Genomic DNA, 16,394 nt, shown 5'->3' with positions numbered 1-16,394 from the left:
AGCAGTGAGCTGTTGGCAATAAGCTGATAAGATGTCGAAAGAAGAAAATTTACAATGTTCCTTTTGTGGGCGTAAAAAACCAGAAACCGATTTATTAATCGCAGGTTTAGATGCACATATATGTGATAAGTGTATAGAGCAAGCTCATGGAATAGTAGAAGAGGAAATAGCTGAAGCTAAAACAAGTGATTTGTCAAAAGATCTTACCTTAAAAAAGCCAAGAGAAATTAAAGCTTTTTTAGATGAATATATCATAGGGCAAGATCAAACTAAAAGAGCCATGTCTGTAGCAGTATACAATCATTATAAAAGATTGTTACAAACCAGAGATGATGAAGATGAGGTAGAGATTGAAAAATCAAACATCGTTTTAGTAGGAGAAACAGGAACAGGGAAAACATTAGTAGCTCGTACAATTGCAAGAATGCTAAACGTACCATTTTCTATTGTAGATGCTACCGTGTTAACACAAGCAGGTTATGTAGGGGAAGATGTTGAAAGTATTTTAAGCCGTTTGTTACAAGCTGCTGATTACGATGTTGAAAAAGCTGAAAGAGGTATTGTATTTATTGATGAAATAGATAAGATAGCTCGTAAAGGAGACAACCCATCAATTACACGTGATGTTTCTGGTGAGGGAGTGCAACAAGCTTTACTGAAACTATTAGAAGGTGCAGTTGTAAATGTAGCTCCTAAAGGAGGAAGAAAACATCCTGAGCAAAAGTTTATTGAAGTAAATACCAAAGATATTTTATTTATTGCCGGAGGAGCTTTTTCTGGAATAGATAGATTTATTAGCAAGCGTTTAAATATGCAAGCGGTTGGTTATAGTGCTTCGGTGGAAGAAGATAAAATAGATCACGATAACTTATTGCAATACATCACACCTTTAGATTTAAAATCTTTTGGTTTGATACCAGAAATTATTGGTCGTTTACCAGTATTAAGTTATATGAATCCGTTAGATGAAAAAACACTTAGAGCTATTTTAACAGAGCCTAAAAACTCAATTATAAAACAGTATACTAAGTTATTTTCAATGGATGATGTTGAGTTTACAATGACCGAAGATGCATTACAGTTTATTGTTAATAAAGCAGTAGAATACAAGTTAGGCGCACGTGGATTACGTTCGTTATGTGAAGCTATCTTAACAGATGCAATGTTTGATATGCCAAGTTCTGATGAAAAAGAATTTAAGGTAACAAAAGAGTATGCAGAGTCGAAATTAACAAAGTCGGCATTAAAGAAATTAAGAGCAGCATCTTAAAAAACTATATAATTAAACAAATAAAAAAAAGCCATCAATTTACTGATGGCTTTTTTATTTTATAAACTAAGGTGTTATTCTGCTTTATGAAGCTTACTATATTGCTGTATCCATTTAGTAATTTCTTCATCTTTAATATCATACTTATACATAAGATCTTCTCTTATTTGCTTTAAGTATTTTTCGTTTAAAACACTTTTTTCATATTCAGAAATAACCAATTGTTTAAAGCTTTCAGCATACTTTTGTACAGGTTTTTTAATCTCTTTAGGCTCATCTTCTGTAGTTTCAGTTTCTACTATCTTTTTTTCTGCCTGCTCTACAACAACCTCTTCTGTAACCTTGTTGTCAGCAACAACACCATTACTTGTCGCATAAGTGGTTTTTTCGTCTTTATACCATCCTTGAGGAATGTTAGCTAATTGCTCTTCACTAACAATAATAGTTTTAATCTTGTTACCAGTAACATCCATACTTTCTAAATTAGGGCAGTTTGAAACGTCTAGCGTAGTAAGCTGATTGTAACTAGCGTATAAGCTTTGAATGTTAGGGTTTTCACCAAGTATTAAAGAGGTTAATTTGTTGTAATCGCAACTTATATAGGTTAAGTTAGGATTCTTACTAACATCTAAGCGCTCAATTTTGTTTTCACTACAGTTTAAGAAACTTATAGAAGAGCTCTGCGATAAATCAATCTTTTTAATCTCGTTACCAAAGCAATCCAAACGTTTTAAGTTAGGAAAACTTTCTAAACCAGTTAAATCTTTAATTTTTGAATAAACATTAGGTAAGTCTTTGTTTGTAACAGGATCATTAACATTTAAGTTAGTAACATATTCTGCATCACTAATTGTAATACTACCGTTTAAACCGTTAGAATCAATTTTTAAATTGATTAAACATTCCTCTAAACCAATATCAGGAATTCGAATAGTTTCTTGTGAATAAATGTTAAATGCAAATAATGTTGCAAAACAAAGGGGGATAATTGTTTTCATCATAAGGGGAATTTTTGCCAAAATTATGTAATTATATGTTTTTAGCAAATTAAATTTGCCAAGAGTTTTATAACAATAAGCTAACTTTTAAAACTAGTAGTATATTTGTTTGCTATATTTTTATAGAATATGATAACCCAACAAACCATAGATAGAGTTTTTGAGAGCGCTCGAGTAGAGGAAGTGATAGGAGAATTCGTGCAGTTAAAAAAATCAGGAAGTAACTTTAAAGGGTTAAGTCCATTTACTGACGAACGCACCCCTTCGTTTATGGTATCGCCAGTAAAACAAATTTGGAAAGACTTTAGTACAGGAAAAGGAGGAAATGCAATTTCATTTTTAATGGAACACGAGCATTATACCTATCCTGAAGCGATACGTTGGTTAGCTAAAAAATACAATATTGAAATAGAAGAAACCGAGCAGTCTGATGAGCAAAAACAGCAGATGAATGAACGAGAAAGTATGTTCATGGTTTCAAAGTTTGCCAAAGATTACTTTCATGATGTATTAATGAATACGCAAAATGGAAGAGCTATTGGTTTATCTTACTTTAAAGAAAGAGGATTTAGGGAAGACACTATTGAAAAGTTCGATTTAGGTTACTGTAAAGACGAATGGGATAACTTTACCAAAGCAGCCTTAGCTAAAGGCTACGATTTAAAATACTTAAAATCTACTGGATTAACAATTGTAAAAGAAGGAGGAACAGAAGAAAGAAAGTTTGACCGATTTAAAGGACGTGTGATGTTTCCTATTCACAGTATGTCTGGACGTATTTTAGGTTTTGGGGGTAGAATACTTACTAACGATAAAAAGGCCGCAAAATACCTAAATTCACCTGAGAGTGACATCTATCACAAGAGTAAAATCCTTTACGGACTTTATCAAGCCAAAAAAGAAATAGCTAAAGAAGATAATTGCTTTTTAGTAGAAGGATATACCGATGTAATTTCATTTCACCAATCTGGTATTGAAAATGTAGTAGCGTCTTCAGGTACAGCATTAACACCTGATCAAATTCGCTTAGTAAACCGATTAACACAAAACATAACCGTACTTTTTGATGGTGATGCAGCAGGAATTAGAGCTTCAATTCGAGGAATTGATTTAATTCTTGAACAAGGAATGAATGTAAGGGTAGTGGCTTTTCCTGAAGGAGAAGATCCTGATAGTTTTGCCAAAGCGCATTCTAATGCTGAATTAAAACAGTATTTAGAAGAGAAGTCACAAGACTTTATAGAGTTTAAAGTTTCTTTATTAATGAAGGAAGCAGCGAACGACCCTGTTAAGAAGGCTGGGTTAATTAGAGATATTGTTACGAGTATTTCTAAAATTCCTGATGGTATTCAGAGAGAAGTGTATGTGCAAGAATGTGCACGTATTATGGATATTTCTGAAAGAGTACTATTTAGTGAGCTTGCACAGTTACTAAAAAAAGGTGCGACAGCAACGAGAAAGAGCAATGTAGGACAAGACCCTAATCAACCACCCCCAGAATATTTTCAAGAGCAAGGGCAAGCTTCAATGGAAGCTATAAAAGGAGGAAAAGGGAAGTTGCAACAAAACATCAATCAATTAAATATCCTTGAAAAAGAAGTAATCAGGATTTTGTTGTTATATGGTAACGAGATTGTTGATTTTGTAAACTGGGTAGAGGCAGTTGACGAAAGAGGACGCCCGTTTTTAGAAAAAGAAGAATACCAGAATACGGTATCAAACGAGCTGTATTTAAACTTACAAGAAGACGAAATAGAGTTTACCAATGAAATATTCAGATTAACTTACTATGAGTTAATTCATCAATTAAATCAAGATGAAAAAATAAAAGTAGATCATTTGGTAATGCATGAAAATCCTCAAATATCTAGTTTAGTAACTAATATTTTAATGGATGAAGAAAAGTATAATTTAAGCGATTGGGAGCGTAAAGAGGTTTTTGTAACAGAGACGGTTAAAATTCTTCCAAAGCTAGTTACCGATGCTATTTTAAACTTGCGTAGAGTTTTAATTGAAGAGAAAATTAAAGAGATTATGCAAGAAAGTCAAGAACAAAAAGCAGTCCCTAATCTAGAAGAAATCAGTAATTATACAGGATTAAAAAAGCGTCTTTTTGAAAAATTAAACCGTGTAATCTAAGGTTTATAAACTGCTAATTATTTAGAATTTTAACATTCTTAACATTTTTTTTGTAACTTTACCGGCGAAAAGAACAAGAAATAAAAGAAAAAATGAGAAAGTTGCTACAAATTCTAGAGTTACTTAGGTTGCTCGTCATATTGCCATTTAATATTTCTAACGGGCATAAAAAAAGTGCTTACCAAAGAATTAAACGACAAATGATGTCGGTTAATTTACTTTAAGTCTTTAGGAATTTCGCAAATAGGAATAGGAATCATTTTATGCTGATTAATTCGGTTGAGACGAGTGTATATTTTATACACTTCTAACTCTCTACCAGAAAAATCATTTTCAGTTTTTCCTGCATCTTGCATTTCCATAGCCCACTCTAGTTCATCGTATGAAGCTCCAATTTGGTCTTCGTCTGTTCTATCATCACCCCATAAACCATCAGTTGGAGGAGCTACTATAATATCATTATTTATACCTAGATATTTTGCTATTTCATATACTTCAGATTTTACCAAGTCAGCAATAGGACTTAAATCAACACCTCCATCACCATATTTTGTATAAAAACCTACACCAAAATCTTCTACTTTATTTCCAGTTCCAGCAACCAACAAACCATGTAAACCAGCAAAATAATATAAAGAAGTCATTCGCAATCTTGCTCTAGTGTTGGCTAAAGCCATAAAGCGTTTTTCTTCACTTTCAACAGGAGGTAATGAATTTACTAAACTATCAAATACAGGAGTTAAATTTATTTGTTTCATTGAAACATTATCAAAGTTGTTATTTAACCAGTCTATATGGTCTAATGCTCTACTTACTTGATTTTTAGCTTGATGAATCGGTAACTCAACACATAATGTAGGTAAACCAGTTTTTGCACATAAAGTTGAGGTAACAGCACTATCAATACCACCAGAAATTCCTACAACAAAACCATTTACTTTGGCATTAGTAGCATAATCTTTCAACCAATTTATAATATGTTCAGCAACCTTAGGAGTATTCATTTTTGTGATATTTTAAGAGTTTACAGTTAAGTGGTAAAAACTAATTTAGTAATTTCGACGTTGTAATTTAGAATGTAAATATACTAAAGTTCATGAGAAAAATTTTAGCCCTAGTTGTCTTAGTTTTTATAAATATTTCATGTAAAAATGATGAAAGTAACAAGTTAGGTGTAGATGTGTCTAATATTAATGTGAATATTAATTTAGAACGCTTTGATGTTGATTTTTATACAACTAAACCAAACGAATTAAATAAAACAAAAGAAAAGTATCCGATGCTTTTTCCTCCACAACCTGATAGTGTTTGGATGAACAAGATTAATAATAAAGACGAACGAGAGTTATTTGCTGAAACTCAAAAGGTTTTTCCTGATATAGAAGAAGAAAAAGGGCAATTAAGATCTCTTTTTAAGCATGTTAAATATTACAATCCAAGATTTGTAAGTCCTAAAGTGATTACTATGCTAACAAACATCGATTATAATAACAGAATTGTATATACGGATAGCTTATTGTTGATTTCTTTAGATTCTTACTTAGGAAAAGAACATGAGTTTTATAATGATTATCCAGCATATGTAAAACAAAATAATACCAAAGAACACATTGTAGTTGATGTTGCTAAAGCTATTGTTGGTAAACAAATGTTACCTAGTATGGCAAGGAGTTTTATTGATAAAATGATTTACAGAGGGAAAAAAATGTATTTGTTAGATGCTTATTTACCAAACACATCAGATGCCTTGAAAATAGGATACTCACAAACAAAATTAGATTGGGCAGAGAGAAATGAAGAACAAATATGGATGTATTTTGTAGAAAAAGATTTGTTGTATAGTACTAGCAAAGATGTTGATAAACGCTTTTTAGATTTAGCTCCTTTTTCTAAGTTTTATATGGAAGAGGATAGTCAATCACCGGGAAGAATAGGAGAGTGGATTGGTTGGCAAATCGTACGTTCGTACATGCAAAAGAATGATGTATCTTTGCATAAATTATTACAAACAAGTGAAGAGGAAATCTTCAAAAACTCAAGATATAAACCAAAAAGATAATGGCGATAGAGTATACATCAAAAATAACATTTAAAGTAGGGTTAGACGAAAACAGAATTCCAGAAGAAATTACTTGGAACGCAGAAGACGGAGGTATAAAAGATGAAGCCTCAAAAGCTATTATGCTATCTGTTTGGGATCATAAACAAAAAGATACCTTACGTATGGATTTATGGACTAAAGATATGCCTGTAGATGAAATGAAGCAGTTTTTTCATCAAACCTTAGTGTCTATGGCAAACTCTTTTGAAAGAGCTACAAACGATGAAAAAATGAGTGCAACGATGCGCGATTTTTGTGACTACTTTGCTGAAAAACTAGAGTTAATTCAGAAATAAAAAAAAGCAGCTTTTAAAGCTGCTTTTTTTATGTGTTATAATTTTTTATTTTACTAATAATAGTTTCATAGTCGTTTGGGTTGTTTACAAAATCTAAATCAGAAACATCAACAATTAGAATGTTTAAGTCAGGTTGTGTTTTGATAAAGTTGCTATACCCATCATGGATTTTTTGTAAGTAACTTGCTTCTATATTTTGCTCGTAATCGCGTCCACGCTTTTTAATGTTTTCTAGTAAGCGTTCTGTGTTTTGGTATAAGTACACGTACAAATCAGGCTTTGTGATTTCTTTGTACATTAAATCAAACATTTTTCTATACAACTTATATTCATCACTATGTAAAGTGACTTGTGCAAAAATGAGCGATTTAAAAATGTAGTAATCAGAAACAATAAAATTTTTAAATAAATCAAACTGCGCTAAATCATCAGAAAGTTGCTGGTATCTATCAGCTAAAAAACTCATTTCTAAAGGAAAAGCATAGCGTTCATTGTCGTTATAAAACTTTGGTAAAAAAGGATTGTCTGCAAAACGCTCTAAGACAATTTTAGCATTAAATTCATCAGACATCATATTGGCTAATGATGTTTTACCAGCACCAATATTACCTTCGATAGCAATGTAATTATACTTCTCTGTAATAGGAATTGGTCTTTCTAATTTTATATCAAGCTTTGTAATTTCTGAAGTATCTGTACAATTTTCTAAACAAATATATAAATGCTTTTTTTCTATTGGATGAATAACATTTCGGGCAATTTCAACCAAAGGAACCAGTGCAAACTTACGTTCTAACATTCGTGGATGTGGCACGATTAAGGTTTTAGAGAAAATAATTTCATCATCAAATAATAAAATATCTAAATCAATTAATCTGTCAGAATATCCTTCAGAATTTTTTCGAGTTCTTCCAAGTTCTTTTTCTATAGAAAGTAACCTAAGTATTAATTGCTCTGGAGGTAAATATGTTGAAACTTTAATACAAGTATTGTAAAAGTTATTACTATCAAAGCCCCATGAAGTAGTTTCGTATACAGACGCTACTTTTAATACAGCACCTACTTTATCGGCAATTAAGTTAATTGCTTGCTGAATATTTTCAAGCTTATTACCTTGATTGGTTCCTATAGAAATATATGTAATTCGTTGTATTTTCATGAATGGGATGCAAAGAAAACTAAAACTAAAAAAACAAAAGCTAAAAAAAGATTTTTTATTTAAATAAATTTTTTAAAAAAGGGTAGGGTATTTTATTTTTCAACTGTTATAATAGTGGATTTCTTTATAGAGTAAGATTTTTATATGATTATTGGGGAATGATCTGAAACAACTCTAAGTTAAAGGCTGCTAAATTTTAGCAGCCTTTCTTCTTTTTAAAACGTATTTAAAAGCAAAAAGCAACCTAATTAGGTTGCTTTTTTATATCTAAAAATTGAATCTTATGACTCTTTTTTATCTTGTCTAGGTTTTCTATCATCACGACGATTATCGCGGTTACGATTATCACGACCTCTATTATCTCTGTTATTGTCTCTAGGTGGTCTAGCTACATAACCTTCAGGTTTAGGTAATAGTGCCTTACGAGAAACTTTTTCTTTACGAGTTTTAGGGTCAACACCAAAGTACTTTACATCAATAACATCACCAATGTTCACTACATCTGTAACGTTGTTTGTGCGTTCCCAAGCTAACTCGCTAACGTGTAATAAAACTTCGTTTCCTGGAGCTTCTGTATATTCAACAACAGCACCAAAATCTAATATTTTTATAACTTTTACTTCGTATACAGAACCTTTTTCAGGTTTGAACATCATAGACTCAATACGAGCTATAACTTTATCTATACCTTCTTGGTTTGTTCCTAAAATCTCAACAATTCCTTCTTCTGTAACAGGATCTTCGTTAATAACGATAGTAGTTTCTGTTTCTTTTTGTAACTCTTGAATATGTTTTCCACCAGGTCCAATAAACGCTCCAATTAAATCGTTAGGAATTACTCTATTAACCATTTTAGGTGCGTGAGCTTTTACATCTTCGTTAGGAGTTTCAATAGTATCAGTTAACTTCTCTAAGATGTGTAAACGACCATCACGAGCTTGTTTTAATGCATTTACTAAGATTTCATAAGATAATCCTTTAATCTTAATATCCATTTGACAAGCAGTAATACCATCAGCAGTACCTGTTACTTTAAAGTCCATATCACCTAAGTGATCTTCATCACCTAAAATATCAGATAATACAGCATAACGATCACCATCAGAAATTAATCCCATTGCAATACCAGAAACTGGTTTTTTCATTTGAACACCAGCATCCATTAATGCCATAGTACCAGAACAAACAGTTGCCATTGAAGATGAACCGTTAGATTCTAATACTTCAGAAACAACACGAACAGTGTATGGGCAATCTTCAGGAATCATTCCTTTTAAAGCTCTTTGAGCTAAGTTTCCGTGACCAATTTCACGACGAGACGTTCCTCTTAAAGGACGTGCTTCACCAGTTGAAAAAGGAGGGAAGTTATAGTGTAAGTAGAACTTTTCTTCACCTTGTAATGTTGGAGAGTCTACCATGTTAGCATCTCTAGAAGTACCTAAAGTTACAGTAGCTAATGCTTGAGTTTCTCCACGTGTAAAGATTGAAGAACCATGAGTTCTTGGTAAATAATCTACTTCACACCAAATAGGTCTAATATCAGTAGTTTTACGCCCGTCTAAACGTAAACCTTCGTTTAAAGTTAAGTCTCTAACTGCAGCTTTTTGTGCTTTGTTAAAGTATTTTCCAACTAAGTCTCCAAAGTCTTCTAATTCTTCTTCAGTAAACGTTGCGGTAATTTCTTCTTTAACTTCAGAAAAAGCTAAACCTCTTTCTTGTTTAGAAGTACCTTTTTTAGCAATATCATAACATTTTTGATATGCTGCCTCATGAATTTTTTGAGCTAATTCTTCATCTTCTCTTTCACCTTCATATTCACGAGTTTCTTTTTTACCTGCAGCTTCTGCTAGAGCAACTTGAGCTGCACATTGTACTTTAATAGCTTCGTGTGCAAATTTAATTGCGTCAGCCATTTCTTCTTCTGAAATTTCTTTCATTTCACCTTCTACCATAGCTACAGAGTCAGCAGAAGCACCAATCATCATATCAATGTCAGCCTCTTGTAATTGAGTATAACTTGGGTTGATGACAAATTCTCCGTTAATTCTTGCTACACGTACTTCAGAAATAGGTGTTTCAAAAGGAATGTCTGATAATTGAATAGCAGCAGAAGCAGCTAAACCAGCTAAAGCGTCTGGCATTACTTCTTCGTCATGAGACATTAATTGAATCATCACTTGAGTTTCTGCGTGATAATCTTTTGGAAATAGTGGGCGTAATACACGGTCTACTAAACGCATTGTTAAAATTTCTTCGTTTGAAGGGCGTGCCTCACGCTTCATAAATCCACCAGGGTAACGACCCGCAGCGGCAAATTTTTCACGGTAATCTACCGTTAATGGTAAAAAGTCAATACCTGGGTTTGCAGTTCTTGCTGATACAACTGTTGCTAATAACATTGTATCTCCCATTCTTACAACAACAGAACCATCTGCTTGTTTTGCTAATTTTCCTGTTTCTAATGTGATGGTCCTTCCATCTCCAAGTTCTATTACTTGGTTAAATACTTTTGGAATCATAAATTAATTCTTCTAAATTTTAATTCGTTTTTGTTTGTTGTTGTGTTGTTGTTGCTCCAATGGAAAATCAAAATTGTTGTTAGTAATTTTGAGCTTTTTATATATAAATTTCTGGTTGTTAGTCAGAAATACTATTTAGTTTAAAATAAAAAAGAGGCACATTTATAGAGCCTCTTTTTCTGTAGAATTATTTTCTAATTCCTAATTCTTTAATAATCGCACGATATCTGTTAATATCTTTTTTCTTTAGATAATCTAATAAGCTTCTACGCTTACCTACCATACGTACTAACGAACGCTCAGTATTAAAATCTTTACGATTTCTTTTTAAGTGCTCAGTTAAGTGGTTAATTCTGTGCGTAAATAACGCGATTTGACCTTCAGCAGTACCAGTATCATTTGCTCCTTTACCGTGTTTTGCGAAGATTTGTTCTTTAACTTCTTTTGTTAAATACATGCCAATATTGTTTAAATGATTATTATGTACTCAATGCATTCACATTGAAGTTGCAAATGTACGATTATTTTTTGGAATGGATACGAAAAAGTTACAAAGCAAAAAAGCTAGCATTTGCTAGCTTTTTTGTTATGCTCTTACAGGTTGATTCTGTATTAAATCAATATATAAGTTAATTTGTTTTTTTAAGTCTTTTCGCTCAAAAATTGCATCTAAGAAACCATGTTCTAATAAGAATTCTGAACGTTGGAACCCTTCAGGTAAATCTTTACCAGTAGTATCTTTTACAATACGAGGACCAGCAAAACCTATTAATGCGTTTGGCTCAGCAATATTAATATCTCCTAACATAGCAAAAGAAGCTGTTGTTCCCCCAGTAGTTGGGTCAGTACATAAAGATACGTATGGAATTTTGGCATCTGCTAATTGTGCAAGTTTAGCAGAAGTTTTTGCTAATTGCATTAAAGAAAGTGATGCTTCTTGCATACGAGCTCCACCTGATTTAGATATCATTAAAAAAGGAATATTGCTTTTTATTGAATAGTCAATAGCTCTTGCTATTTTTTCTCCAACGACACTTCCCATTGAACCTCCAATAAAAGCAAAATCCATAGAAGCGACTACTAAGTCTTTTCCCATTGATTTACCTACAGCAGTACGTACAGCATCTTTTAAACCTGTTTTTTTCTGAGCAGCTTTTAATTTCTCAGGGTACTTTTTAGTGTCTTCAAATTTTAAAGGATCTTTAGCAGATAGTTTTGGATCTAATTCTTTGAATTTATTGTCATCAAAAAAGATTTCAAAGTACTCTTTACTACCTATACGTACGTGGTATCCATCTTCTGGACTTACGTATAAGTTCTTTTTTAATTCGTCGGTATCAATTATTTTTCCGCTAGGGGTTTTATACCACAAGCCTTTAGGCGTGTCTTTTTTTTCTTCTGTTGGGGTTTGAATCCCTTTGTCTTTACGTTTAAACCAAGCCATAATTTAGTTTTTTATTCTTTAGTTGTTTGGTTTTCCTTTTTCAAAGAATATTATAATGTGTTTACATTATTTAAATCTTCAAAAGCTTTCTTTAATCTAGCTTTAAAAGTTTGTTCTCCTTCACGTAACCATTTGCGAGGATCGTAATATTTTTTATTAGGAACATCATCACCTTCTGGGTTACCAATTTGTGATTGCAAATATGCAGATTTTTCAGACATATAATCACGAACACCTTCTGTAAATGCATATTGTAAATCGGTATCGATATTCATTTTAATAACTCCGTAGCTAATTGCTTCACGAATTTCTTCTAAAGTAGAACCCGATCCTCCATGGAATACAAAATCAATCGTATTATGAGGAACGTTATATTTTTCTGAAATATATTCTTGAGAGTTCTTTAATATCTTAGGAGTTAATTTTACATTCCCAGGTTTGTATACACCATGTACATTACCAAAAGCAGCAGCGATTGTAAATTGTGAGCTTACTTTCATTAATTCTTCATAAGCGTATGCTACTTCTTCAGGTTGAGTATATAGTTTAGAAACATCTACATCAGAGTTATCAACACCATCTTCTTCACCACCTGTAATTCCTAGTTCAATCTCTAAAGTCATTCCCATTTTACTCATACGAGCAAGGTATTCTTTACAAATTTCGATGTTTTCTTCTATAGGTTCTTCACTTAAATCAATCATGTGAGAACTATATAAAGGTTTTCCTGTTTCTTTATAAAACTGCTCACTAGCATCTAATAAACCATCAATCCAAGGTAGTAATTTTTTAGCAGCATGATCGGTATGTAAAATAACAGGAACTCCATATGCTTCTGCTAATAAATGTATATGTTTTGCACCAGCTACTGCACCTGCAATAGCAGCTTTTTCGTTGTCGTTTGATAAGCCTTTACCTGCATTGAATTGAGCACCTCCATTTGAGAACTGGATTATTACAGGCGAGTTAAGTTCTTTAGCTGTTTCTAAAACAGTATTAATAGTGTTTGATCCTACAACATTAACAGCTGGTAATGCAAAGCCTTTTTGTTTTGCTAATTCAAAAATCTCTTGAACTTCTTTTCCGGTGGCAACTCCAGGTTTAATCATTTTTTATTTGTTTAGTAGTGTGTTACATAAATTACGGAACAAATCTACACTTTTTTATACAAGTTGCGATAAATTTTTAACAGAAACTACTTTGTTAAAAGGGGTAATTAATACCTATATTTAGTACTGAGTTAGAGAAATTGAAGTTTTGAAACCACTTATTATTAGTTAAGTACGGTTCGTGTGCTTTGAATCCTAAATCTAATCTAGCAATTAAAAATTTAAAGTCATAACGAAGCCCAAAACCAGCACCAACAGCTATATCTTTTAAAGATTTAAAACCATTAAATTTAGCTGGGTCATCAACAAATTCTGTATTAGTTATATCCCAGATATTTCCTGCATCTACAAATAATGCAGATTTTAAGGAACCAAAAACATCAAAACGGTACTCAAAACTAGTTAAAAACTTCAAACTCCCTATGTTATATTCAAGAACAGGAGCTCGTCTACCAGGTCCTAAATCATAGGTTCTCCAGGCGCGTATATCGTTAGAACCTCCTGCAAAATAACTACGAGAAAAAGGAACACCAGAATTATCATAAGTAAAAATAGCTCCAAGAAAAGTTCTATGAGCTAGGACATTGTTATCACCTAAGTTCCAATATTTTTTATATTCTAAGTCAGTTTTAAAATACTGTGCTATAGGAATTTTAAATACAGTTTTTTGACCAGAACTATTTGTTTTTTTAGATAGAAGCCCCATGATATTTCCAGAATTAGCGATTCGGAATTTAAAAAAAGAAAAACTAGCATCTTTAATACTTTCTTGATTATTGTAAGTATAACTGTAGGCTATTTCAGGAATTAAAAAGTCAGATGTTACAATATTATATCTGTTAGCTAGATTTAAAACATTTTGAAATTCGGTAGGGTTTGAAGCTGCGAAACCTGCATCAGTAATAACATCTGAAATAAAACTAATTATCTCATTAGAGTTACTAGGTGTGTTTTCTGGAAATGTATATGAAGGATTATAAATTTCAGCAACTTCAGCTAGTTTTCGATATTCTGAATTGTAAATAGAAAAATAATTATCAACGTTTAAGTTTCTAATATACTGAGTGTTTAATAGTTCTAATTGAATTGACTTTTTCTTATCATAGTCCCATTTATAATCTATTCCAACAGATATGTTTTGTTTGTCTAAACCAATATTTTTTTGAATTCCAATTCCTGAATAAAATTTAGTTCTAGGAAACATTCTTTTCGGTACTAGTTTATTTAGCCCGAAAGGAGCCATAAAGCGAGGTACTTCTAATGAAATATCAGAACCAATTTCCCAACCAGGACCATTATTGGAGTTAAAATAAGAACCAAAAGCAGATAATTTAAAAAGTTCAGCCCCTTTGAAAGTGTTTCTGTTTGTTAGTGAGAATTTTAAAGAAATATCAAAGTTACGGATGTTAGAACGTGATAATTCGGTTTCTAAACCTAAAGTATATTTTTCAATAGGAGTTAGATAGACATTTGCTTCCAGTTTGTTTTCACTGATCTCATTATATCGAATAGAGGTTGCTTTAAAGTTTTTTAGTCCTCTTAAATGTGTTCGTGTTAAGCTTCTAAGAGAATCGTTATAAACAGTATTTGGTTTTATAAATAAAGATTGCGATAAGTACTTAGGATTATATTTTAATTTCTTAAGAGCATAAAAATTAATCCCTTTATATGTAGTAGTATCCTTGTGTTCAGAGTTTCTTGTGTTGTAGGTATAATCGGTAAAAACATTTACTTTTTTTACTCTCTGAATTTGAAAAGGGACAGTTTTATCAGAAATATTAATATCTACATCCGATCTTTCATAGTTTTTTAAAGTATCAATATCAAAAGAAATATAATTTTCATTGAATTGATAAATTCCTTTGTTTCTGAAAAGTTTTACAAGTCGATTAGCCTCTTTTATAAAGTTGTCATTTTTATAATGGTCTCCAGATTTTAAATAACTTTTGTCTTTTGAAAGCTGATATAGAGAGTCTAAAACTGGCGATGTAATAAAGGTTTTTATAGTGTCAAGGTAAGAAGGATTTCCTTTTGTAATATGGTAACTAATTTCTCCTTTCTTTTTACCAATAGTATCTTTTTTTGAAGAAACTTTTGCTCTAAAATATCCTTCAGTTTGGAAGTAAGCTTTTAAATTATCTACAGTCCTATTAGTTTTTTTGTCATCAATTATAATTGGAGCTTGTCCACTAGTTATAAACCAATTATTAAATCCGATAAATGTCTTAGCTACAGCAATACTCTGTTTTTCGGAAAAAACATTTTTATAAAAGTTATAGGTTTTTGGGTGCTTTTTAGCCCATTCGCTTGGTGTTTTTGGAGCTTCTGGGTTACCTAAATTATAAAAATGTAATGATAAGGGCATACCTAGAGCCTTAGCATTAGGACGTTGTATTAATAGCTCAGTAATATTTTCGCTTGAGTTTTTTACACTATCAATGTATACCGTGTTTTTGGCTAGCAATAACTCGTTTTCTTTAACATATTTAATCGTGCTACAAGAGCTGAATAAGACTACTAATAAAAAGAAGAAAGAAAGTTTTTTCATTAACTTTACGCCTCGTATTAAGAATCAAAAATACTATTTTTTAGTGGTTTTAGAGTGTTAAAAACAATTTAATGAGTTTATCTAAAAACAATATAAAGTTAATAACTAGTTTACAGCAAAAAAAGTATAGGCAAAAGCATCAATTATTTGTTGCAGAAGGGGTAAAGGTAGTTAAAGAATTGCTAGCCTCTTCTTTAGAGCTAGAACAACTATATACTACAGATGAGTTATTCACTTCTTCGAAAAATGTTGAGATTACTTTGATTTCTGAAAAAGAATTAAAAAAGATAAGTACCCTAAAGACACCAAATAAAGTTTTAGGGGTATTTAAGATTCCTAAAGAAAATGAAATTGATAGAAGTAATTTTATAGTTGCTCTAGATGAAATCAACGATCCAGGAAACTTAGGAACAATTATTCGTTTATGTGATTGGTTTGGGGTTTCTGAATTAGTATGCTCTAAGAATACAGTTGATTGTTACAACCAAAAAGTTGTGCAATCTAGCATGGGGTCGTTAACAAGAGTTCAGATTTCATATGTTGACTTGCCTGAGTTTTTAACAAACACTTCATTGCCTATTTATACGGCAGACATGCATGGTGATAATGTATATACTACATCATTACCTCAAAAAGCAATTTTAGTAATGGGAAATGAAGCAAATGGTATTTCACCTAAAGTTGCAGAGATCGTAAAGAATAGTGTAACTATTCCAAGGTTTGGTAATTTACAGAAAACTGAGAGTTTAAATGTAGCCACAGCTACTGCTATATTACTAAGTGAGTTTAAAAGAAGTTTGGTTTAATACGA

General features: G+C 31.8%; 13 protein-coding genes. 5 read left to right on the top strand and 8 right to left on the bottom strand.

What is annotated here, in order from left to right; genetic code table 11:
• Nucleotides 1–31: 31 nt before the first annotated feature.
• On the top strand, nucleotides 32–1,270 hold the full coding sequence (gene clpX / locus VBY68_RS06780; RefSeq protein ID WP_099215830.1) for an ATP-dependent Clp protease ATP-binding subunit ClpX: 1,239 nt from the start codon (nucleotides 32–34) through the stop codon (nucleotides 1,268–1,270).
• A gap of 74 nt (nucleotides 1,271–1,344) precedes the next feature.
• Here the strand turns inward: clpX and VBY68_RS06775 are convergent, their stop codons facing one another.
• Nucleotides 1,345–2,271 carry a leucine-rich repeat domain-containing protein gene (locus VBY68_RS06775; RefSeq protein ID WP_099276490.1) on the bottom strand — a complete coding sequence of 309 codons (927 nt, stop codon included), beginning with the start codon at nucleotides 2,269–2,271 and terminating at the stop codon, nucleotides 1,345–1,347.
• A gap of 126 nt (nucleotides 2,272–2,397) precedes the next feature.
• On the opposite strand from VBY68_RS06775, the gene dnaG reads away from it, so the two are divergent.
• Nucleotides 2,398–4,407 carry a DNA primase gene (dnaG, locus tag VBY68_RS06770; protein ID WP_099215832.1) on the top strand — a complete coding sequence of 670 codons (2,010 nt, stop codon included), beginning with the start codon at nucleotides 2,398–2,400 and terminating at the stop codon, nucleotides 4,405–4,407.
• Between the two features lie 215 nt (nucleotides 4,408–4,622).
• Here the strand turns inward: dnaG and nadE are convergent, their stop codons facing one another.
• Entirely contained in the window at nucleotides 4,623–5,411 is a 789-nt protein-coding gene (gene nadE / locus VBY68_RS06765) for an NAD(+) synthase (protein WP_124589430.1), read from the bottom strand.
• A gap of 92 nt (nucleotides 5,412–5,503) precedes the next feature.
• Between nadE and gldB the strand changes: the two genes are divergently transcribed.
• Both gldB and gldC read left to right on the top strand, forming a co-directional pair.
• Nucleotides 5,504–6,466: a gliding motility lipoprotein GldB gene (gldB, locus tag VBY68_RS06760; RefSeq protein WP_124589429.1), complete on the top strand. Its 963-nt coding sequence runs from the start codon at nucleotides 5,504–5,506 to the stop codon at nucleotides 6,464–6,466.
• Entirely contained in the window at nucleotides 6,466–6,804 is a 339-nt protein-coding gene (gene gldC / locus VBY68_RS06755; protein WP_415269297.1) for a gliding motility protein GldC, read from the top strand. Before gldB ends, gldC begins: the two co-directional genes overlap by 1 nt.
• A 28-nt stretch (nucleotides 6,805–6,832) precedes the next feature.
• Here the strand turns inward: gldC and folK are convergent, their stop codons facing one another.
• From folK to tamL, 6 genes are all read right to left on the bottom strand, one after another.
• The gene (folK, locus tag VBY68_RS06750) at nucleotides 6,833–7,963 is read right to left on the bottom strand and encodes a 2-amino-4-hydroxy-6-hydroxymethyldihydropteridine diphosphokinase (RefSeq protein ID WP_124589427.1); all 1,131 of its coding nucleotides are present in this window, start codon (nucleotides 7,961–7,963) and stop codon (nucleotides 6,833–6,835) included.
• A 281-nt stretch (nucleotides 7,964–8,244) separates the two neighbouring features.
• Nucleotides 8,245–10,482: a polyribonucleotide nucleotidyltransferase gene (locus tag VBY68_RS06745; RefSeq protein WP_099215836.1), complete on the bottom strand. Its 2,238-nt coding sequence runs from the start codon at nucleotides 10,480–10,482 to the stop codon at nucleotides 8,245–8,247.
• A 187-nt stretch (nucleotides 10,483–10,669) separates the two neighbouring features.
• Nucleotides 10,670–10,939, bottom strand: coding sequence for a 30S ribosomal protein S15 (rpsO, locus tag VBY68_RS06740; RefSeq protein ID WP_099215837.1), 270 nt, complete (start codon nucleotides 10,937–10,939; stop codon nucleotides 10,670–10,672).
• Nucleotides 10,940–11,068: 129 nt separating this feature from the next.
• Complete coding sequence (gene accD / locus VBY68_RS06735) at nucleotides 11,069–11,926, bottom strand: acetyl-CoA carboxylase, carboxyltransferase subunit beta (protein WP_415269296.1); 858 nt, start codon at nucleotides 11,924–11,926, stop codon at nucleotides 11,069–11,071.
• Nucleotides 11,927–11,976: 50 nt separating this feature from the next.
• Complete coding sequence (gene fbaA, locus VBY68_RS06730; protein WP_099215839.1) at nucleotides 11,977–13,035, bottom strand: class II fructose-bisphosphate aldolase; 1,059 nt, start codon at nucleotides 13,033–13,035, stop codon at nucleotides 11,977–11,979.
• Between the two features lie 94 nt (nucleotides 13,036–13,129).
• Nucleotides 13,130–15,583 carry a translocation and assembly module lipoprotein TamL gene (tamL, locus tag VBY68_RS06725; protein WP_415269295.1) on the bottom strand — a complete coding sequence of 818 codons (2,454 nt, stop codon included), beginning with the start codon at nucleotides 15,581–15,583 and terminating at the stop codon, nucleotides 13,130–13,132.
• A gap of 71 nt (nucleotides 15,584–15,654) precedes the next feature.
• Here tamL and VBY68_RS06720 point away from each other — a divergent pair, with 71 nt between their 5' ends.
• Nucleotides 15,655–16,389, top strand: a complete 735-nt coding sequence (locus VBY68_RS06720; RefSeq protein WP_273695382.1) for a TrmH family RNA methyltransferase — start codon at nucleotides 15,655–15,657, stop codon at nucleotides 16,387–16,389.
• Nucleotides 16,390–16,394: the final 5 nt, after the last annotated feature.

The organism is Tenacibaculum ascidiaceicola (assembly GCF_047470925.1).
GTDB lineage: Bacteria > Bacteroidota > Bacteroidia > Flavobacteriales > Flavobacteriaceae > Polaribacter > Polaribacter discolor.
This window is presented reverse-complemented; position numbering and strand designations above follow the sequence as displayed.

Excerpts from the sequence above, each read along its gene's own strand:
- clpX (WP_099215830.1), top strand. The coding sequence starts at position 32 with ATGTCGAAAGAAGAAAATTTACAATGTTCCTTTTGTGGGCGTAAAAAA.
- VBY68_RS06775 (WP_099276490.1), bottom strand. The coding sequence starts at position 2,271 with ATGATGAAAACAATTATCCCCCTTTGTTTTGCAACATTATTTGCATTT.
- dnaG (WP_099215832.1), top strand. The coding sequence starts at position 2,398 with ATGATAACCCAACAAACCATAGATAGAGTTTTTGAGAGCGCTCGAGTA.
- nadE (WP_124589430.1), bottom strand. The coding sequence starts at position 5,411 with ATGAATACTCCTAAGGTTGCTGAACATATTATAAATTGGTTGAAAGAT.
- gldB (WP_124589429.1), top strand. The coding sequence starts at position 5,504 with ATGAGAAAAATTTTAGCCCTAGTTGTCTTAGTTTTTATAAATATTTCA.
- gldC (WP_415269297.1), top strand. The coding sequence starts at position 6,466 with ATGGCGATAGAGTATACATCAAAAATAACATTTAAAGTAGGGTTAGAC.
- folK (WP_124589427.1), bottom strand. The coding sequence starts at position 7,963 with ATGAAAATACAACGAATTACATATATTTCTATAGGAACCAATCAAGGT.
- VBY68_RS06745 (WP_099215836.1), bottom strand. The coding sequence starts at position 10,482 with ATGATTCCAAAAGTATTTAACCAAGTAATAGAACTTGGAGATGGAAGG.
- rpsO (WP_099215837.1), bottom strand. The coding sequence starts at position 10,939 with ATGTATTTAACAAAAGAAGTTAAAGAACAAATCTTCGCAAAACACGGT.
- accD (WP_415269296.1), bottom strand. The coding sequence starts at position 11,926 with ATGGCTTGGTTTAAACGTAAAGACAAAGGGATTCAAACCCCAACAGAA.
- fbaA (WP_099215839.1), bottom strand. The coding sequence starts at position 13,035 with ATGATTAAACCTGGAGTTGCCACCGGAAAAGAAGTTCAAGAGATTTTT.
- tamL (WP_415269295.1), bottom strand. The coding sequence starts at position 15,583 with ATGAAAAAACTTTCTTTCTTCTTTTTATTAGTAGTCTTATTCAGCTCT.
- VBY68_RS06720 (WP_273695382.1), top strand. The coding sequence starts at position 15,655 with ATGAGTTTATCTAAAAACAATATAAAGTTAATAACTAGTTTACAGCAA.